20 protein-coding genes are annotated in these 20,001 nt (G+C 40.7%); 14 read left to right on the top strand and 6 right to left on the bottom strand.

What is annotated here, in order from left to right:
• Window positions 1-159 precede the first annotated feature (159 nt).
• Genes CYP77_RS00100 through CYP77_RS00060 form a run of 9 tightly spaced genes read left to right on the top strand, consistent with a single transcriptional unit; the run spans window position 160 to window position 9,538 of the window.
• Window positions 160-2,103, top strand: a complete 1,944-nt coding sequence (locus CYP77_RS00100) for an FTR1 family iron permease (protein WP_103566811.1) — start codon at window positions 160-162, stop codon at window positions 2,101-2,103.
• A gap of 20 nt (window positions 2,104-2,123) precedes the next feature.
• Complete coding sequence (locus CYP77_RS00095; RefSeq protein WP_004317727.1) at window positions 2,124-2,645, top strand: iron transporter; 522 nt, start codon at window positions 2,124-2,126, stop codon at window positions 2,643-2,645.
• A 51-nt stretch (window positions 2,646-2,696) separates the two neighbouring features.
• On the top strand, window positions 2,697-4,076 hold the full coding sequence (locus tag CYP77_RS00090; protein ID WP_021092735.1) for a Fe-S-containing protein: 1,380 nt from the start codon (window positions 2,697-2,699) through the stop codon (window positions 4,074-4,076).
• Window positions 4,073-5,365 carry an ABC transporter permease gene (locus CYP77_RS00085; protein ID WP_009294899.1) on the top strand — a complete coding sequence of 431 codons (1,293 nt, stop codon included), beginning with the start codon at window positions 4,073-4,075 and terminating at the stop codon, window positions 5,363-5,365. Before CYP77_RS00090 ends, CYP77_RS00085 begins: the two co-directional genes overlap by 4 nt.
• Entirely contained in the window at window positions 5,352-6,494 is a 1,143-nt protein-coding gene (locus CYP77_RS00080; protein ID WP_103566813.1) for an ABC transporter permease, read from the top strand. The genes CYP77_RS00085 and CYP77_RS00080 overlap by 14 nt, the downstream gene beginning before the upstream one ends.
• Before the next feature lies 1 nt (window position 6,495).
• The gene (locus tag CYP77_RS00075) at window positions 6,496-7,185 is read left to right on the top strand and encodes an ABC transporter ATP-binding protein (RefSeq protein WP_004317741.1); all 690 of its coding nucleotides are present in this window, start codon (window positions 6,496-6,498) and stop codon (window positions 7,183-7,185) included.
• Window positions 7,175-7,669: a TlpA family protein disulfide reductase gene (locus tag CYP77_RS00070; protein ID WP_021084538.1), complete on the top strand. Its 495-nt coding sequence runs from the start codon at window positions 7,175-7,177 to the stop codon at window positions 7,667-7,669. Before CYP77_RS00075 ends, CYP77_RS00070 begins: the two co-directional genes overlap by 11 nt.
• Before the next feature lie 8 nt (window positions 7,670-7,677).
• Window positions 7,678-8,256 carry a hypothetical protein gene (locus CYP77_RS00065; RefSeq protein WP_103566815.1) on the top strand — a complete coding sequence of 193 codons (579 nt, stop codon included), beginning with the start codon at window positions 7,678-7,680 and terminating at the stop codon, window positions 8,254-8,256.
• A 31-nt stretch (window positions 8,257-8,287) separates the two neighbouring features.
• The gene (locus tag CYP77_RS00060; protein ID WP_103566817.1) at window positions 8,288-9,538 is read left to right on the top strand and encodes a DUF2920 family protein; all 1,251 of its coding nucleotides are present in this window, start codon (window positions 8,288-8,290) and stop codon (window positions 9,536-9,538) included.
• A gap of 63 nt (window positions 9,539-9,601) precedes the next feature.
• Here CYP77_RS00060 and CYP77_RS00055 read toward each other — a convergent pair whose 3' ends face one another.
• The 6 genes from CYP77_RS00055 to der all read right to left on the bottom strand — a co-directional run bounded on the left by CYP77_RS00055 (window position 9,602) and on the right by der (window position 16,966).
• Window positions 9,602-11,968, bottom strand: a complete 2,367-nt coding sequence (locus CYP77_RS00055; RefSeq protein ID WP_103566820.1) for a tetratricopeptide repeat protein — start codon at window positions 11,966-11,968, stop codon at window positions 9,602-9,604.
• Window positions 11,968-13,212, bottom strand: a complete 1,245-nt coding sequence (serS, locus tag CYP77_RS00050) for a serine--tRNA ligase (protein WP_103566822.1) — start codon at window positions 13,210-13,212, stop codon at window positions 11,968-11,970. The genes CYP77_RS00055 and serS overlap by 1 nt, the downstream gene beginning before the upstream one ends.
• Window positions 13,213-13,222: 10 nt before the next feature.
• Window positions 13,223-13,663, bottom strand: coding sequence for a copper resistance protein CopD (locus CYP77_RS00045; protein ID WP_103566824.1), 441 nt, complete (start codon window positions 13,661-13,663; stop codon window positions 13,223-13,225).
• Between the two features lie 8 nt (window positions 13,664-13,671).
• Window positions 13,672-14,637 carry a tryptophan--tRNA ligase gene (gene trpS, locus CYP77_RS00040; protein WP_103566827.1) on the bottom strand — a complete coding sequence of 322 codons (966 nt, stop codon included), beginning with the start codon at window positions 14,635-14,637 and terminating at the stop codon, window positions 13,672-13,674.
• A gap of 438 nt (window positions 14,638-15,075) precedes the next feature.
• On the bottom strand, window positions 15,076-15,597 hold the full coding sequence (locus tag CYP77_RS00035; protein WP_103566829.1) for a shikimate kinase: 522 nt from the start codon (window positions 15,595-15,597) through the stop codon (window positions 15,076-15,078).
• Window positions 15,578-16,966: a ribosome biogenesis GTPase Der gene (der, locus tag CYP77_RS00030; RefSeq protein ID WP_103566832.1), complete on the bottom strand. Its 1,389-nt coding sequence runs from the start codon at window positions 16,964-16,966 to the stop codon at window positions 15,578-15,580. The genes CYP77_RS00035 and der overlap by 20 nt, the downstream gene beginning before the upstream one ends.
• 152 nt (window positions 16,967-17,118) lie before the next feature.
• On the opposite strand from der, the gene CYP77_RS00025 reads away from it, so the two are divergent.
• The 5 genes from CYP77_RS00025 to CYP77_RS00005 all read left to right on the top strand — a co-directional run.
• Window positions 17,119-18,009 carry a DMT family transporter gene (locus CYP77_RS00025; protein WP_103566835.1) on the top strand — a complete coding sequence of 297 codons (891 nt, stop codon included), beginning with the start codon at window positions 17,119-17,121 and terminating at the stop codon, window positions 18,007-18,009.
• Window positions 18,010-18,019: 10 nt separating this feature from the next.
• Window positions 18,020-18,820 (top strand): 3-deoxy-8-phosphooctulonate synthase, encoded by an 801-nt coding sequence (kdsA, locus tag CYP77_RS00020; RefSeq protein ID WP_103566837.1) that lies wholly within the window; start codon window positions 18,020-18,022, stop codon window positions 18,818-18,820.
• Between the two features lie 15 nt (window positions 18,821-18,835).
• A complete protein-coding gene (locus CYP77_RS00015) occupies window positions 18,836-19,354 on the top strand; it encodes a hypothetical protein (RefSeq protein ID WP_103566840.1) in 519 nt (172 codons plus the stop codon).
• A 4-nt stretch (window positions 19,355-19,358) separates the two neighbouring features.
• Window positions 19,359-19,688, top strand: a complete 330-nt coding sequence (locus tag CYP77_RS00010; RefSeq protein WP_103558934.1) for a DMT family transporter — start codon at window positions 19,359-19,361, stop codon at window positions 19,686-19,688.
• The coding region (locus CYP77_RS00005) for a DMT family transporter (RefSeq protein WP_103599648.1) at window positions 19,685-20,001 on the top strand (317 nt) is incomplete at its 3' end. The genes CYP77_RS00010 and CYP77_RS00005, both read left to right, overlap by 4 nt.

Here is a 20,001-nt window from a genome sequence, read left to right as displayed (position 1 = left end):
CTCTAAAGCCCTAAATTTACGTAAAGTTGATTATTAGATTGTAAAAAATATTATTTATACTTTAAATTTACATTATTTTATGATAATCGTTTTTATTTTAATCAAAGTAAAGCATTGGTAATATTTCACTTTAAAATAATCTCACAGGTGGTTTAACTAATGAATAAATTTTTTAAATTTATGCTTATCATGCTACTGCCTATCTGGCTTGTGGCAAAAAATGACGACTACACACAAGTCGCAGCTCAGATAAAAGAGTCATTACAAAAAGTAATAACAGAGTATAGAGCTGGCAATGTCGAGCAAGCAGTTAGCGATACTCAAAATGCTTATTTTGGTCTGTTTGAAGATGTCGAAGCTGGCATCAGAATAAATTTAGGTCAGAAAAAAGCTTACTCAATGGAGAAGCAGTTTGGCGAGATCAGAAAGGCGATAAAAGCTGGCGAAGCACCAGATGACGTGCAAAAAAGAATAGATCAGATAAATAGCGAAATCGCTGAAGTTTTGCCAGTTATCTTAAATGGACATAAGCTAGTTGGTGAGTATTCAGACACCCCAGCACAAGCTGCTGCAAGTGGCTATGACACTTCTAAATTTATCCCTGAGTGGAAGGTGGCATTTGAAAATTTATCAGCAACTCTTGATAAAGCTATAGCAAGCTACGAGGGCGATAAACAAGATGATGCTAAAAATTCTATCCAAGATGCTAAATTTAATGATTATAGAAACACTCAACTTGAAATCGCCGTTCGTCAATATATAGAAAATGGCAAAAGCATAGATGCTGATATCCAAAGAAAGATGGGTGAAGCGATCAGTGGCATCGCTAACGGCATAACAAAAGATGATTTTAAAACAAAGCTAGAAGAGATCAAAAAACTAGCTTATGATGCCGTTGCAAAACTCCCAGCTGAAACAGTAAAACTAGCAAAAGTTGATATGAGTAGTGCAGTATCTAGCGATAGCAGCGAAGATAGCGGCACAGACTACACTCAAACTGTTAAAAACATAAATGACAAAATTCAAGCAGCCATCGCGCTTTACAAAGGTGGCAATAGCGCTAAAGCTATGGGCGATATCCAAGACATCTACTTTGATGAGTTTGAAGGTAGCGGCATGGAGAACAAAGTAGGTGCGATAGATGTAAATTTAAAAACAGCTATCGAAGCTACATTTGGTAACCTTGTAGCCCTTATGAAATCAGGCGCAGACGAAAAAACACTTGAAGAGAGTGCAAGCAAGATGTCATCTCAGCTAGCAGCCGCACTTGAGAAAACTAGCGGTTCAAGCTCACCTTGGACGCTATTTATCTGGGCACTAACTATCATCTTAAGAGAGGGCTTTGAAGCTCTTATCATCGTTGCAGCCGTCGTTGCATATCTTGTAAAAACTGGCAATGCAAAATCTATGGGCAAGGTCGTATATAGCTCAGTTGGCGTGGCTGTCATCTTAAGCTTTGTCATGGCTTGGATAATGAACATCATCTTTGGCGAGGCAGCAGGTCAAAAAAGAGAGCTTATGGAAGGCATCACGATGCTTGTTGCAGTGGGACTTCTATTTTATGTTGGCTTCTGGCTTCTTTCAAATGCTGGTGCTAAAAAATGGAACGACTATATCAAATCTCACTTATCTGAGTCTATCTCAAGTGGCTCAAGCACGATGCTTTGGTGGACTGTATTTTTAGCGGTATTTAGAGAGGGCGCTGAGACAGTGCTATTTTATCAAGCGCTTATCTTTGACGCAAAAGACTCAGCTGGCTACTCAATGATCGCAGCTGGCTTTGTTGTAGGTCTTATCGTTCTTTTAATAGTCTATTTCTTATTTAAAATTTTCGCTATTAAAATTCCTATTAAGCCATTTTTTATATTTACATCAGCGATCATCTTTTACATGTCGATCGTCTTTGTTGGCAAGGGTGTTGGCGAGCTAGTTGAGGGCAAAATTTTCATCCCAACTATCATAAAAGGACTAAATTTTCCTGACTGGATGAGAGACTGGCTAGGACTTATGCCATATTACGAGAGTTTAATACCTCAAATCATTATGGTGCTTGCCCTAATTATAGGCATCGTTATCATGAAATCAAAACAAAATAAAAACTAATCTTATTTAAAGGAGAGGATATGAATAAAATTCTTAGTTCAGCTCTAGCACTTAGCCTAGCAGCTGGTTTTGCACTTGCTGGAGAGCACCCAATTGGCGAGCCTGTAGAGGCTAATGGCATGGAGATAGCTGCTGTTTATCTTGAGCCAATCGACATGGAGCCAAAAGGCGTTGATCTAGCTCCAAGCTTGGCTGACCTTCACTTAGAGGCTGACATCCACGCTATAAAAGGCAACAAAAACGGCTTTGGCGAAGGCGAGTGGATCCCATATCTAAAGATCAACTATGAGCTAAAAAACCTTGATAATGGTAAAACTAAAAAAGGTACATTTATGCCAATGGTTGCAAGCGATGGCCCACACTACGGCGCTAACGTAAAAATGGATACAGGTGTTGGTAACTATGAGCTTAAATTCCACATCGACAATCCAGAAAAACAAGGCTTTGGTCGCCACGCTGATAAAGAGACTGGTGTTGGTAAATGGTTTGAGCCTTTCACAACAACTTATAAATTTCAATGGACAGGTGGTCCTGTTAAATAATCGCTTTGGGGCGTTCTCGCCCCTTTTTAAAAATTCTCATAGGGTTTTGTTATGTCAATATACTTCTATCAGGTCTTTTTAGCCCTCCTTGGATTTACGCTTTTTGCTGCCTTAAATAACAATGGCAAAAGTTTAAAAACGATCTTTTTACCGTCATTTCTTGGCGTTGTTGCTGGTGTGCTTATCTTTAAAGCTGCTCGTCATGCGCTTGTTGATGACCAGTTTAAAATTTTCATAGATTCTGTGACACTGGTTTTTTTACTAATTAGCATTTTATGGATATTTTTCGAGCTTAAGATAGCAAAAATCGTAACGTTTTTTATTTTAGGCATCGGCTTTGGCTTTGGCTATAGCTCAAGTAGCGCATTGTTCCCACTTTTTGGCGGCGAGCTGCTTGACACACTTTCAGTCATTAGCTTCTTTTTGATGATCTTTGCGATGATCTTGATACTATTTTTATTTTTCTTCATTTCAAATTTAAAAGCAAGCATACCATCATCAGTAGCTAAAATTTTAGCTCTTATCACATTAGTATTTTTGCTAGTTGATAGAAGCTCACAAACTGCACTCGAACTTTTACGTGCAGGCGCTTTAAAGATAAGTAGCGAGCTAAATTCTCAAATTTTATCTATCAGCGCAAAAGGCATCTACGTCACAGAATTTAGTGCCTATTTTTACATAGCAGTGATCCTTCTTTTATGCATCATCGCGCTTTGCTTTGTGCCAAAGAGTATCGATAAGAGCACGTTTGGCTCTATCAAATACCGCTTTACAAAAGCCATTAGAGAAAATGTCTTTGACAATGCAAAATTTGCATTTTGCAGCGTTTTAATAGCGCTTGGATTTTCACTTTATTTTGATCTTTACGCATCTCGCCCACCTCAAATTTCAGAGCCACTCTTGGTTGAGCCAGTGGGAGATAAATTTATATTTGATGTTGATATGTTAAAAGATAATGAACTTCACAGATTTGCCTACATCACAGATGAGGGTAAGCAGATAAGATTTTTCTTGCTAAACCGCTTTAGCGACCGCCCATCTCCAGTCATCGTCTTTGACTCGTGTATGATCTGCGGCGACATGGGCTATATCAAGAAAGGAAACGACCTTATCTGCATCTCTTGTAACGTCAGAATTTTCTTGCCGTCAGTTGGTAAAGAGGGTGGTTGTAACCCGATCCCTATGGCATTTACCTTTGATGGTAAAAATATCATAGTTGATTACAAAACGATCGTCGCAGGGGCAAACTACTTTAGCAAGGTCGTCGAAAAGATGGTGCTTGACCCAGTAAGCCGCAAAAAGGTGAGCAATCTTGATTCAAGATCATATTTATACTACGGACGCACATATTTCTTTGAGAGCAACGAAACTCAGGCGAAATTTGAAGCAAATCCAGAAAAATATGTAGAAACAAATGGAACGTTAAAATGAAAAATATGCAACTAAGAATGATAAAAAGCTCGATCACTGGCTCAAAGGTGCAAAAGACGATGGCGTTTATCACCATCTTACTAGCTGCTCTTTTGATAGCTTGCATGCTAAATATCACGCTAAAAATCGGCGATCAAGTGGCAAGCGAGCTTAGAGGATATGGCTCAAATATCGTCGTTTTACCACGCGGTGAGAGCCTAAGCATCGAGATCGAGGGTAAAAATTTCACCCCACTAAAATCACAAAATTTACTCCCAGAAGCTGATATCTACAAGATAAAAGAGATCTTTTGGCGAAATAACATCGTCGCTTTTGCTCCGTTTTTAGAGACAAAGGTAAAAGACGCTAAGGGCGATGAGTTTAGCTTTGAGGGGACATATTTTGATAAAAATATCGGACTAAAAGATGAGCCAGAATTTAGCACAGGCGTTAAGAGTTTGTATGGATTTTGGGGTGTTGAGGGCGCTTGGCCAAAAGATGAGAGCATGGATGAAATTTTAGTAGGAGATGAGCTTGCAAAGGCTAAAAATTTAAAAGTTGGCGACAAGCTTAGCCTTGTGGGCAAAAACGGCACAAAAGAGGTTAGCGTGGTTGGCATCTTAAAAGGGGCAAGCGACGAGGCACATAAGCTAATAGGCTCGCTCAAACTTGCTGGCGATCTCTCAGGTCACGCTGGCTCATACACAAAAGCTGAGGTCTCAGCCATGACGATCCCAGAAAACGATCTATCGCTAAAAGCAAGAAGAAATTTAGACAACCTTGATAGCGCAGAGTACGATAAATGGTACTGCTCAGCCTATGCAGGCTCGATCGCATTTCAGATAGAAGAAAATTTACCAAATGTTAGCGCAAAAGCAAGCCTTCAAGTAAGCGACGCTGAGAGTAATATCGTAAAGAAAATTCAAAGCCTAATGGGCATCGTTAGTATCATCGCTCTTGTGGTCTCAGCCATCGGCATAACATCGCTAATGACAAGTGAAATTTACCGCCGCAAAAAAGAGATCGGTCTTTTAAAAGCCATAGGCGCAAGTAACTTTGAAATTTACGCTCTTTTTGCTAGCGAGAGCCTTGTGGTTGCCTTTTTTGCAGGCATCACTGGAGCATTTTTAGGATACGCGCTAAGCTACGTGATGTCTTACATCATCTTCTCTCACGGCATAGGCATAGCATGGATCGTGCTGCCAATAAGCGTGGCATTTGCCTTGCTCATCTCAGTCGTTGGCTCGCTAATGCCAATGAGAAACGTCATAAATTTACTACCTGCGGAGGTGCTATATGACCGCAAATAGCAAATTCTTTTACAACCTGATCTACAAAAGCCTAAAAAATGGCTCATCAAGGGTTATGGTCATCGTGGTCTCGATCTTGCTTGGAGCGTGCGTGTGTGCGGCATTTGTCAATGTCTATCTAGATATCGACTCAAAGGTCTCACGCGAGTTAAAAACTTATGGTGCAAATATGATCTTTGCTCCAAAAGATATGGCGACAAGTGATGATATGAGTGAAAAAACATATAATGAAATGATCGCTAAGGTGCCAAAAGATAAGCTTCTCGGCGAGAGCGGTTATCTCTTTGCTCAGGCAAATATCGGCCCAACAAACGCCATCATCATGGGGACAAAATTTAGCAATCTAAAAAAGGTTAAGCCGTTTTTGGATGTTAGAGATGGAACTATGATAAATGTCGATTTTGACGATAAAAACGTTCTAATAGGCGTCGATCTAGCTCGTCAAGCTGGCTTTAAAGCAGGCGATGATATAGAAATTCGTGCCATTGGCTCAAATGAGAGCATAAATGTAAAGATAAAAGGCGTAGTGGCAAGTGGCGACAAAGAAGACGCTCTTTTGATCACGTCGCTATCTTTGGCTCAGAAAATTTCAAACAAAGCTGGCAAGATAAACTATGCTGAAGCTGTTGTACTTGGAAATTTTGACGAGATAACATCGCTTGCAAAGACTATTAGCAACGACGAAATAGTCGCAAAACCAGTGGCAAAGGTCTCAAAATCTGAAGGCTACATCTTAGAGAAGATCAAGCTTTTAATGGCTCTTGTGAGCCTTGTCATCTTGCTTATCACTTCAATGTGCGTAAATACAACGCTTAGTGCTATCTTGCTCTCTCGATCACGTGAGATCGCGCTTCTTAGAGCCATAGGCGCAAGCAAAAAAGACGTGCTAAGACTATTTGGCTTTGAAACATTTGTGACGGCGCTCATCTCAGCGTTAGTTGGAGCGTTTTTAGGTTATCTACTAGCTCAAATTTTAGGTTATGCGATATTTGATTCTAGTATTGATTTTAGAATTCTAAGCATCCCAGTAGCTGTGGTCATATCACTTCTTTTTGCAGCGATCGCAGCGTTTTACCCGATTAAGCGGGCACTTAATAACAAAATGGCAGATACACTAAGAGGAGAATGATATGCAAAATGCACTAGAACTTAAAAATATTTGTAAAATTTTTGGCGATGTAAAAGCACTTGATGATATAAGTTTTGAGGTTAAAAAGGGCGAGTGGGTCAGCGTCATGGGACCAAGCGGTAGCGGTAAGAGCACACTTGTAAATATCCTTTCTCTAATGGATACTCCAAGTAGCGGCGTATATATGCTTGGTGGCGATGATGCGAGCAATCTAAATGCCGATGATACACTTAAATTTAGACGTGAAAAAATCGGACTTGTCTTTCAGCAGTTTCATCTCGTGCCATATCTTAGCGCGCTTGAAAACGTGATGATAGCGCAGTATTATCATAGCTCAGTCGATGAAGAGGATGCTAAAAAAGCCCTTGAGGCAGTAGGACTTTCTCACAGGCTAACGCACAGACCAAGTCAGCTAAGTGGTGGCGAGCAACAACGCCTTTGTATCGCGCGCTCGCTCATAAATGACCCTGAAATTTTAATAGCAGATGAGCCAACTGGTAACCTTGATGAGGCAAATGAGAGGATCATACTTGATCTATTTTGCAAGCTAAGAAAAGAGGGTAAGACGATACTTCTAGTCACTCACAATCCAGATCTAGGCGAGTATGGTGATAAGATCGTCTATCTAAGACATGGCAAACTAGAGAAAATTCGCACTATCGAAAATCCAAAGGTACCAAATGCGATATAAAATTTTACTCTTATGTCTAGTCTCAGCCCTAGTTTTGGGCTGCGTCAAGCAGTATGAGAAGCACCACATCACACTAAATGACTCAAGCGGCATCGACACGCAGTTTTTCCCAACCGAAAAGCGCCTAAAGATAGGTGACAAGCCATATATGCTCTTTTTCTTTGGCACTGACTGCGGAGTGTGCAAGGCTGCGATCCCTGATCTAAACGCACTTGAAAAAGAGTATGGCAAAGAGGTTCAGTTTATTGGCATTTTAGGACCTAGCAAGGGCTTTGATAAAGATATCGAGCTTTTAAAAGAGCACAACATCACTTTTAAAACCACAAGCGATAAGGTTTCGGTGGATTATTTCAGTAAGGCAGTTGGTGGCGTTATGGGCGTGCCAGTTATCTATTTTTTTGATAAAGATGGTAAGATGCGATCAAAATTTATCGGTCTTACACCAAAAAGTGTGCTTGAAGGTGCTATAAGATCGCTCTTATAGGAGTGAAGATGAGAAATTTATTTTTATTTGTCCTGGCGTTATTTTTTGTCGGATGTGCTAGCAGTACGCCAAATATCTCGGTAAAAACGAGCGATCCGATCTTTTTTACACTTGGTGAAGCAAACAAAAGCGTCTATGTAAATTTTAAAAATAGCGCGACCGGACAAGATGTAAATGCTGAAATTTTAAGCGAATTTGCAAAGGCTGGCTTTAGAAATGAGCCAAATATCAAAAATGCCGACTTCATCATCCTTGGCGACGTGCAAAGCTTTTCTAGGACAACCAAAAGAGATCCTAGATTTTCAATGGGCATGGGATATGGCTTTGGCAGACCAAGTTTTGGCTTTGGCTACTCGATGTTTTTCCCATTTGACTATGATGACGATGATGACTTTAGCACAAACAGCTATGCTTACTACATGCAAGTAAGCGTGCTAGTGCGCCCAAAAGATGGCGGCGAGAAAGCGACAAATATCTCGCTCATGCAAGCTGGCAATGTCTATTCGCCAAGCTATATCTGGCCATTTTTCAAAGAGCGCCTAGCAAAACAGATCGTTAGCTTTTTTTATAACGTCTCACAAAGGTAGAGAAATTTAGCAAAATTTAAAAGGAGTTAAGATGCTAGTTGATGGAAGCTACGAAATTTTATCTTGTGATGATGTGGAGCTTGGTATAAAAAGAGACTCTTCTCTATCCTTTTATGCCTGTTATGACGATGTCAAGGAGGCAAAAGCTCTTTTAGTCATCATTCCTGGTCTTGGAGCAGACTCTGACTCTGGATATAGAACCCATCTCATGCGAACCATGGCAGAGCACTATGATGTGGCATGCATTAGTGTGGATTATCACTGCATAGGCAACCGCCCACAGCTTGGAGCTCAATGTTTGTTAGATGATTTGGACCGTGCGATATTAATAGATGAGTTAGCCAAAATTGGTATAACATTACCAATAGACATAAAGGCGGTCGATAGTTATAAAAAAACATGTTTTTTATTTGAAAGTCTTAGTGAGGAGATCACTCTTAGAAAAAAGGCAAATATTTTGCCTGCAAGTTATAAGCTAAATTTGAGTTGCACAATGTATCCAACAAAAGATGAATACCAAAATTTTGGCATTATGCAAGCTACTGATATATTAAATGCTATTCTTTATACTAAGCATAATTTATGCGCTGGAAAATTTAGTCAAATTCCTGTTATTTTGGTAGGAAGTTCACATGGTGGCTACCTTGCAAATTTGTCAGCTAAAATTGCTCCGTGGCTAGTAGATGCTGTGATAGATAATAGCTCTTATGCTATATTTTTATGGCGTCTTATTGGCTTTGGAAAAGAGATTGATTTTACTAAATTTTTTTGTTGCGCGACTGATGGTTTTTATCAAGATATTTGCCTCTATCTTTTTGATAAAACCTATTGGACACTAGATAAAACTTCACCATATTATTTTAATGAATCTAGAGAAGAGATAAGAAATATCTTAAATCCAAAACATTTAAAGGTACAGAGTAAATTTAGAAAGACGTTTTATATTGGATATCATTGTGTGAATGATGATCTAGCTCCAGCAAAGGATAAAACCGAGCTTTATGAGGCTCTTAAAAAACTTAAATTTGACGCGACGCTTCATATGATAAAAGATGAGAGCGAGGTTGATGGCAAATTTATAAAGTCTCTAACTCACGGCATGGGGATGTCTTATAAACTGCTTTTGCAAAGAGAGCTTCCTGACGTTATGAAGAAAATCTTGTCTAAAAAAGATAAAAAAGATGAGATCAATGAAAGATGCATAGAGTATAAATGCGGTGATTTGCTTTATAAATTTAGTGAAGTCTCAGATCATATAAGGCTTGAGGTTACTAATATTTAAATTTAGAGCCGTTTTTATCTAAAGCTAGGCAGACCAAATTCAAGCTCCTAGCTTTAAATTTCTTTAGTTATCTATCATAAAATCATAAAATTCGTTGTTATATCCTACGTTTCCTACTTTGCTGTATTGTATAAGTGCTGCTTTTATGTTATCGATTTGCTGATACATAAAGCCAAGAGCGGCTCTGTTTTCAACAGCGCTTGGATCATTTAGCTTTGTTAGCTCCAAAAGTGCGATCGCATTTGTTATTTTGTTCGCTCCAGTCGCAGCCACACTTGCTAAAAAGAGCGTTCCAGCGTCATTTATCTTAAACTCGTCTATAGCCTCATTATAAAGCTTAAAACTCTCGTCAAAGTCATTTGTAAAGATATCCACATAGGCTAGAGTTTGGATCAAATTTATATTTTTTGGCGCGCTCTTTAGCTGGGCTCTTAGCTTATCGCGCTCCCTTGTTAGCAGGCCTGAGATCTGAAGTAGTTTGATGTATTGCTTTTTTATGATGTCAGCGCCGTGATAAAAGGCATTTGAGTCGAGATTTTTATCGTTAAAGTAAATTTGTATCGCTTTTGCGTACTCTTTGATGTTTTGATCTTTGTTTTTGGAGATGAAATTTAAGATATTTGCGATGATGTCGTTTGGCAAGATTTTCATGAGCTCATCAGCTTTTTTTGACATTAGCTCATCGTTGTTTGAAATTTTAGCGGTGATGATATCAAAGGCTAAATTTAGCGTCGTAGGCTCTTTTGGCTCTTCAAGCCACCTTATCATCGCGCTTTGGTTGCCACTAACTAGGCTTAAAAGTGAGGCATATAAATTTACAGGCTTTAGGCTTTTGTCGTTTTCTAAATTTTCGCCGATCTCTTCAACAAGTTTTGGGTTTAAATTTCTATTTATATCCATACAGATCGCGCCAAAGATGCCTGAAAGATGGTTATTTACATCTTGATGATAGCTTGCTATAAAGTGCTTTGCTGCAAGGCTAAAATTCCCAAGCTGAGCGTAGCTTAGAGCTAGGTTATACTGCAAGATCGAGTGGTTTGGATAGGCTTTGGCTAGCTCTTCAAAGTCCTTGTTTGCCTCTTTTAATCGGTAGTTAAGTGCCTTTGCGATGGCTTCACTAAGTTTTGCATTGACCTTTGAGGCGGCGGCACTTTGGCTAAGGTAGTCATTTGCCGCTGAGGTGTCATCTAAAAAGACGCTAACTCCGCCCTTTCTTATCTGCTCGATGCTCTGTTTTGCGTCAAAGACCTTGTAAGGCGCAAAGTAAAATAGCGTCTCGTAGCGCCTTGTTCTATCAAAAAACATATCGTCACTAAAGTGCGCCTGAGCTAGGCTGACGTCAAAGAGATCTGGCTTTAGTATGGTCTTTATCTTGTAAATTTTACTTGGCATCGAGGCGTTGTAGTCATAAACATCTTTGATAAATGCCGCTGCGTCGCCATAATCAGCAGTCTTTAGATCGATTAGCGCCTCAGTCATCTTGATAAGGTCGATATTTGGCGTATTTTTAGAAGCCTTTGTTAGATGGTCTCTTGCCTTGTCGTATTTGCCAAGCCTTGCATAAAGCTGCGCTAGCGTAAAGTCAGCCTTAAACGCCTTTTGCCCTTCAAGCTTAGCTATGGCTCTCTCGTCATCTCCAAGAAGCGATAAAATTTTGGCGCTCAAGTAGGCATACTCACCCTTGTAGTCATCTGTGCTAGGGTGAGAGAGAGCTTGCAATGCCTCGTAGTAATTACCCTTGTAATAATTAACCAGTGCATAGTAGTAGCTGTAAAGTGGCGAGCTGTTTTCATACTGCAAAAAGGAGTCTGCAAGCCCTATGTAGTAGTTGAAATTTTTGGTGTTATTTAGCTCAAGTGAGCAAACAGCGGCGTTTATGGCGCTCACTGCGGTATTTTCTCGGTCAGTTATCGCCTTGTTAAACGAGATGATCGCCTCGTCGCATTTTTCTTGTTTCATCTGCGAAACGCCTAGGTTGTAGTTTGAAAGTGACTGGTTATAAACAGCTATGTTTTCATAAATTTTTAACGCTTCAAATTTATTGCCGCGCTCATAAAGCTGGTTTGCCTTGTTTATCATCTCATCGATCTTTGAAGCGCCAAAATTTTGCGTTTGGTAGTTGTTTTCTATATTTTTTACGATAGCTGTAGTGTCTATCTCCTCTTTTTTATCTTTTTTTAGCAAAACAATTAGCAAAACAGCGATCAAGATGACAAGCACCAAAACAGCCGAACCGATGATGATAAAGAGTTTTTTCTTGCTCTTTTTTACTGGTATTGGCTCTGGGATGCTCTCATCTTGCAGCACGCCATCACTTGCGATGCTCTCAAGCGAGACGATCTCTTCAGGTGCCTCGGTTTTTGCCTCCTCAGGCGCTTGCTCTGCTTGCTCGCCAGGTGGTTTTAGAACTACAACCTCGTCATCAGCCACTACATATACCTTTTAAGAACTTCTGGAATTTCGATAGTGCCATCAGCCTTTTGGTAGTTTTCCATTATCGCTATTAGGGTCCTGCCAACTGCCAAGCTTGAGCCATTTAGGGTATTTACAAGCATATTTTTCTTGCCATCTTTAAAGCGAATTTTCGCTCTTCTTGCTTGAAAATCACGAGTGTTAGAGATAGAGCTTATCTCGCGGTATTTGCCCTGACCTGGTAGCCAAACCTCAAGATCGACCGTCTTTGCTGCACTAAAGCCTAGATCGCCGCTGCAAAGTAGCATGTGGCGGTGAGGCAGCCCAAGGCTAGTTAGTAGGTCGCTCGCGCAAGATATCATCTCAGCAAGCACGCCCTCGCTTTGATCAGGTTTTGTGATGCTTACAAGCTCGACCTTTTCAAACTGGTGCTGACGGATCATGCCTCTCGTGTCACGTCCTGCTGAACCTGCCTCTTGGCGAAAGCATGCCGAGTAGCAAGTCATCTTTATAGGCAGCTCGCTGGCTTCAATAATGGTGTCATTGTATAAATTTGTCACAGGCACTTCGCTAGTTGGGATGAGATAGAGGTCTTCGTCGCGCACCTTATAAAGATCCTCTTCAAATTTAGGCAGCTGACCGGTGCCAAAAAGCGTGTTTGAGCTTACTAGATAAGGGACATTTACAAGCTCAAAGCCACGCGCGCTGTTAAAGTCGATCATGTAATTAACAAGCGCTCTACTAAGCCTTGCTCCCATGCCGCGAAGCACGGTAAAGCGAGATCCTGAGAGCTTTGCGCCTCTTTCAAAGTCAAGCCAGCCAAGGCTCTCACCTAGCTCCCAGTGCTCCTTTGGCTTAAAGTCAAATTTAGTAGGTTCAAGCACCGTTTTTATGCAGACGTTATCGTCCTCATCTTTGCCAAATGGCACATCATCGTCAGTGATATTTGGCACGCTAAATGAAATTTGCTCAAGTTTTTCTTCATATTGTTTAACGATCTCATCAGCATCAGCAAGGGCAGCTTTGTTTAAATTTAGCTCATTTTTTAGCTCGCTCACGTCTTCACCAGCTCTTGCTTTTACGCCAAGCTCTTTACTTTTTGCGTTTTGGATAGCTTGGAAATTTTCAAGCTCTTTGCGCTTTTGTTTTAGCTCGTTAAAAGTTTGCAAAAGCTCGTCTAGCAAGCTAGCTTTAACGTTTTTGCCCTCTAGTTTTTTTACGAATTCATCGTAGTTTGTCTCAAGTAGTTTTAAATTTATCATTATCCTCTCCTTAAACCATAAACATAACTTTTGCAAGCAAAACGATTATCACCGCAAGCGTAAGTGCGATAGGGTGGATGTTGCCAAGTGGGCTAGGGCGCTTAAATATAAATTTGCAGCTTAAATTTACTATCACCGCAGCCACTATCACCATCGCTAAGCAAAATTTGATCATTAAAAATATCTGCAATTTTGTCTCAAAGTAACCTCCAGCCTTGCTACCGACTAAGCTACTCATCATCATGCCACCAGTTAAAACTAAAAGTAGCAGACAAATAGGCATGATCCTAATAGCTACCGAGCCGATGGCTTGCTTTGCCTTTTGCGCAAGCTCTGGTGGCAGCTTTTTGCTCGCCGCTCTTAATATGATCACATCAAAAAATAGATAACCAACAAATATGATTGCACAAAAAAGGTGGATTATCTGCGCGTATGGGTATAAATTTTGCATTTTTTTCCTTATCTGTAAATTCCAACTGCTTCACGCACTTTTTTTATCGTTTCGTGAGCTACATTTTGAGCTTTTTTAGCGCCTAGATCTAAAATTTTAGCCACCTCGTCAGGATTATTTTGATAGTGCTCAAATTTCTCTCTTGCCTCTTTAAAATAGTCCCAAACAAGCTCGTTTAGATAGGCTTTAAAGTGTCCATGCCCCTCGCCGCCACGCTCATATCTTGCCTGCAAGTCGCGCTGTCCGCTCTCGTCTAAAAATAGCTTTGCGATATTATAGACGTTGCAGTTTTGCCACTGCTTTGGCTCTTCAAGCGGTGTGCCATCAGTTACGATGCTAGAAATTTGCTTTTTAAGCGTCTTGGCGTCTGCGAAGATATCGATCGTGTTGCCGTAGCTTTTACTCATCTTTTCGCCGTTTGTGCCAGGCACGGTAGCGACATTTTCATCGATCTTTGCCTCGGGCAGAGTGAATATCTCGCCATGTTCGTTGTTAAATTTGATCGCAATATCACGCGCGATCTCTACGTGCTGGATCTGGTCCTTGCCCACAGGCACGACCTGCGCGTTATAAAGCAAGATATCAGCTGCCATCAAAACTGGATAGCTAAAGAGTCCGTGGTGCGAGCTAAGGCCCTTTGCGACCTTGTCTTTGTAGCTGTGCGCGCGCTCAAGTAGGCCCATAGGCGTGTGCTGGCTTAGCACCCAGTAAAGCTCAAGCACCTCTTTAATGTCACTTTGCACCCAGAAAATGCTCTTGTTCGGGTCGATCCCAAGCGCCAAAAAGGCACACGCAGCGTCAAAGGTGTTTTGCTTTAACGCCTTTGCTTCGCTAAGACTGGTCATCGCGTGGTAGTTTGCTATAAACATAAACATCTCGTTTTTTTCTTGCATATCAACCATCTGCTTTATCGAGGCAAAATAGTTGCCTAAATGCAGCTTTCCGCTTGGTTGGAGGCCGGTTAATACTCTCATCTTATCCTTTCAAATTTTGGCTTTTTCTCGTGAGTGCTTTTGATAGAGTTTTGAAATTTTAAGCTTTCGGCAGACTAAGTGTCTAGCCTTGGCTTAAAATTTCCTCACAACTCTCAAAATCATCTCACGATACTTTGCTGAAATGCTTTGTTAAATTTCAACATCACGTCAGACTTTTACCGTATCCAACTTGATCTTAAAATTTAGCATGGCAGACTAAATACCTAGTCTTGATTAAAATTTGACTGCACGACATTTGTCGCTTTAGCGCTCTAAACAAAGAGAAGCAAAAATTTATCTCAAAACTTCGCCAAAATTTCTCACTACAAAATGCTAAATCTAGCTCAAACATCACAAATTCCAACACCACACTAGACATCCATCTAGCCTGATCTTGAAATTTAGTTGCAAGCAGCTCTCGCCACTTTGCAACTAAATTTAAATTTTTAAAAGCATCCTTATCTCTTTTACGATCTGCTTTGGGGTCTTGCCCTCCACTTCGATGATATAATCAGCCTTTTTCTCATAAAGCTCCTCACGCTCCAGATGTAGCGCCTCAGCCTTTTTTAGGTCGCTTAAAAGTGGGCGTTTGGCGAGCTTTTTCTCGCTATTTTTGCTGTTTTTCAGCCTTTGCATTATCGCTTCAAAGCTTGCTTTTAGATAGATTATAGTGCCAATTTTCTTTAAATTTTTAACTTTCGCAAAGCCCCCACCTGTCGATATTATGCTATTTTTGACATTTGTCGCTAGAAATTTAGCAAGGTCTTTTTCTAGCTGCCTAAAATGCTCCTCTCCGTACTCTTCAAATATGGTTTTTATCTTCATATTTTGAGAGCTTTCCAGCAGGTCGTCGCAGTCAAGATTCATAGTCTTTAGCGCCTTGCTTAGCGCCCTTGCAGTCGTGCCCTTGCCAACGCCCATAAACCCTATTAAAACGATATTATTGTTCTTTGTCTTCATCACTCTCTCCACGTTTTTTAGGGATCAGCACGATAGGCACGCCAGTTAGGTTAAAGCTCTCTCTAAGCTTGTTCGTTAGGTAGCGTTTGTAGCTAAAGTGCAGGCATTTTGGGCGGTTCATTATGAGCGCTATCATGATAGGTGCTGTCTTAAACTGCACTGCGTAGTAAATTTTCACGACCCTGCCTTTGTCGCGTGGCAGTGGGTGCGCTTTGGTCGCTTCAGCGATCACTTCGTTTAGCTTTGATGTTTGAATTTTTTGGGTGTAGTTTTTGTAAATTTCAACTATGAGCGGGTAAATTTTATGCACTCTTTTGCCACCAAGTGCCGAAACGCTGATGATCGGCGCGTATGAGAGAAATTTAAACCTATCTTTTATTTCTTTGCAAAGCTCGTCAAATTCCTCGCTGCTTTTGTCCCATTTGTTTAGCACGATGATGACGCCAAGCTCAAATTTTGAGGCAATACCAGCGATACGCTCGTCTAGCTCGGTTAGCGGCTCAGAGCTATCTAGCACTAGTAGCGCCACATCCGTCTCTTCTAAAATTTTCTCAGTTCTATTTAGTGCGTATCTCTCGATACCCTCGATCTTGCCACGCTTTCTGATACCAGCAGTATCGACAAACTCAAAAACCCTGCCATTATGCTCGTAAATTTCATTGACTGGGTCGATCGTAGTGCCTGCGACGTCGCTAACAACGGCGCGGCTCTCTTTTACAAGGGCGTTTAGAAGTGAGCTTTTGCCGACATTTACGCGTCCTATGATGCCAACCCTAATATTTTTGCTCTCGTAGTCTATCTCGTCGCTTAGCTCGCCCTCGTCGTTGTAGTTTTCTAAAAAATCATCAAAATCATCGTTCAAATCGGCCTTTATCTGCACCTTATCTTCTAAGTGTTTTGCTAGCCAGATGCTAAGCTCATCAACTCCTGTGTTGTGGCTTACTGAAATGCCAAATGAATTTTTCGCACCAAAACTTACAAATTCCCACTCTCTTTGCTCGTCTTTTTTGCTGTCGATTTTATTTATGACTAGAGCGATTGGTAAATTTAGCTTGCTAAGCTCGTAAAAAATAGCTCTATCATCGTCATCTGGCATCATTTTGCCATCGACCATGTAGAGGATGACGTCTGAGTTTTTAGCCTCTGCCAAGGTCTTTGCTTTTACGTTTTTAAAAAGCTCGCTGCTATCATCAAGCCCGCCGCTGTCGATTAATATACACTCTTTGCCCTCAACTTCGATCTTGGCTTTGTTTGTATCTCTTGTGGTGCCGCTAACGTCGCTTGTTATGGCGATGCGTCTTCTTGCTAAGCGGTTAAAAAGTGAGCTTTTGCCGACATTTGGCTTGCCTACTAATATTACTTTTTGCAAATTTTGTCCTTTTTATGATGGCTGATTATACAAATTTTTCTCTTATATAAAGTATAAAATTACGCTTAAAAGCGCCGAAATAAAAGAAAAAATCAACCAAAATTTAAGCCATTTTTTATTAAAATGAGTGCTTTAAATTTAGAGGTTTTGCGATGTTAAAAAGGTTTTATATTTCACATCTTGGCATTTTTTATATGCTCTTTGCTTGCTTTATGTTTGCCGTGACTGGCGCATTTGCAAAGTATCTGAGCAAAGATATGCCTTCTATAGAGGTTGTATTTTTTAGAAATTTGATCGGACTTTTCATCGTAATCTACGCCATCTATAAATTTCCATTTAAACAAACTGGCGGGCACTTTTTCTTGCTGATGTTTCGTGGTTTTGTGGGTACGGTGGCGCTTTTTGCATTTTTTTATAACGTCGCACACGTAAATTTAGCCACAGCCTTTACCTTTCAAAAGACAAACCCGATATTTACAGCCATTCTCGCAGCTATTGTTTTTAAGGAGCGTCTAAGCTCGCTTGGCTGGTTTGCTGTCTTTTTAGGATTTGGTGGAATTTTGCTTGTTATCCAGCCAAATTTAGGTATCAATAAAACTGACATCATCGGCATTTGGAGCGGCCTTGGAGCGGCTATTGCCTACACAAGTGTCAAGGAGCTAAACAAGAGCTACGGCACAAATATCATCGTGCTAAGTTTTATGCTTTGGGGCTCGTTTTTGCCGCTTATTTGTATGGGGCTTGCGGAGTTTTTTACCTACGAGCCGCTTGATTTTTTATTTTCTAAATTTACTATGCCAAGCTGGCACAACGTCGTTTTTATCTTGCTAATGGGGCTTAGTGGCTACTATTTTCAGGCGTTTATGACAAAGGCCTTTGCGGTTGGCAAAAAAGCTGGTGTGATCGCTGCGGTTAGCTACGCAGACGTCATTTTTACGCTTATAATTGGCTATTTTATGGGCGATGCGTTGCCAAATCACCTAGCGCTCGCAGGTATCGTGCTTGTCGTGGTGAGTGGAATTTTAGTTGTTAAAGAAAAATAAAGGAGAAAAAATGATATTAATCGCTGGACCTTGCGTGATAGAGAGCAAGGAGCTTGTTTTTGAAGTGGCAAAAAGGCTAGTTAAATTTAATGAAAATCCAAAGCTTGATTTTTACTTTAAGTCGAGCTTTGACAAGGCAAATCGCACGAGCATTAGCTCATTTCGTGGCCCTGGGCTTGAAAAAGGCTGCGAAATTTTGGCTGATGTAAAAAAAGAATTTGGCTTTAAAATTTTAACCGATATCCACGAGAGCTATCAAGCTCAGCCAGTTGGCGAAGTGGCTGATGTGCTGCAGATCCCTGCATTTTTGTGCCGCCAAACTGACCTGCTAGTAGCGGCTGCTAAGACAAAAGCAGTCGTAAATATCAAAAAAGGGCAGTTTTTAGCGGCGTCTGCTATGAAACACTCTGTTAAAAAGGTGCTTGAGACAAGAGGTGTGAGCGGCGACGGATACGATGTCGCAAAGGCAAATGGCGTCTGGCTAACGGAGCGTGGAAGCACCTTTGGATATGGAAATTTAGTCGTTGATATGAGAAATTTGGTGATGATGAGAGAATTTGCGCCAGTCATTTTTGACGCTACCCACAGCGTGCAGATGCCAAGCGCACTTGGCGAAAAGAGCGGTGGCGACGCTAGATTTGTCCCTTATCTTGCAAGAGCGGCAGCTAGCGTTGGGGTGGATGGATTTTTCTATGAGACGCACATAAATCCTTGCGAAGCGCTTTGTGACGGACCAAATATGCTAAATTTAGACGAGCTTGAAAAGGTCGTCAGTGATACGCTAAAGATAGAGGAAATTTTAAATTTTTAAACAAAGGATAGAAGGATGAAAAGGATTTTAGCGCTACTTTTTGGGGTGTTATTTTTAGTAGGTTGTGGCTCATCTCAGCCAAAGGTGCCACTTGCTGGCAAGTATAAATTTGAGAGCATTAGCTACACTCATGTGCAGCGTCACGAGCCGACAAAATTTTTATACCAAAGCCCAAAAATGGTCGAGAAAAAGTACAATAAGCAAATCATAGAGGCGCTTACAAAAGAAAATTTGCTTGATCAAAATTCAAGCGACGAGCTAAAGATAAAGATAACTCACCGCAGAGAATTTATAGGCGAAGCGACCTTTGCTAAGAGCGATAGGATGGGTAATATCTACCTTACTTACGAGGTAGAAGTCGTTAGAAATGGCGAAGTTTTAAGGCATTATGGCTCTAGCGAGCTAAGGTTTAACCCTGGAGTCTTTGGAAATTTAAAGGGGATAGTTGGACAAAATAACGATGATAGCCTTGAAAATAAGGCGATTGGCGCAAATGTAAAAGAGATCGTTGATACCATAAAAGGCATGAAGTAAATTTATGTCAAATAGAGGATTTTTGTGGATATTTTTAGGTGCGGTGGCTGAGTGCGGCTGGGCGTATGGGCTAAAGCACGCTTCAAATTTAAGTGAGTTTTTGCTTACGACATTGCTAGTAAGCATAAGTTTTGTCTCGTTTATGAAGGCTTTAAAGTATCTGCCCGTAAGCATATCTTATGCTGTATTTGTGGGCTTTGGAACGGTTTTTATCGTTATAGCCGAGATCGTTAGCGACTACGTAGCAAGCGGGATCATGCCAAATTTCATTAGGCTGTTTTTCATAGCTACGCTCATTTTAGGAGTGCTTGGATTAAAAGGCATAAAAGAATGATCCACTTTTTAGCGCTTTTACTAGCTGGATGTTGCGAGGTCTCTGGCGTCTTTTTTATCACGAAATTTTCAAAAAGCACAGGCGTAAAAAAGTGGGCAAATTTTATCCTTTTGCTTGGAAATTTCGCCCTTTCTCTAACGCTGCTTAGCTACGCGATGCAAACTATAGCTATGTCGGTGGCGTATGCGATCTGGACTGGCATCGGAGCGATCGGAGCAGTCGTGGTTGGCGTAGTTTTTGAAGGTGAGAAGATGAATTTTAAAAAAGCCTTGTTTTTAGTGCTCATTATCTTTAGCGTGGTGATGTTAAAGAT

It is taken from the genome of Campylobacter concisus (genome assembly GCF_002913865.1).
Classification (GTDB): Bacteria; Campylobacterota; Campylobacteria; order Campylobacterales; family Campylobacteraceae; genus Campylobacter_A; species Campylobacter_A concisus_AM.
This window is presented reverse-complemented; position numbering and strand designations above follow the sequence as displayed.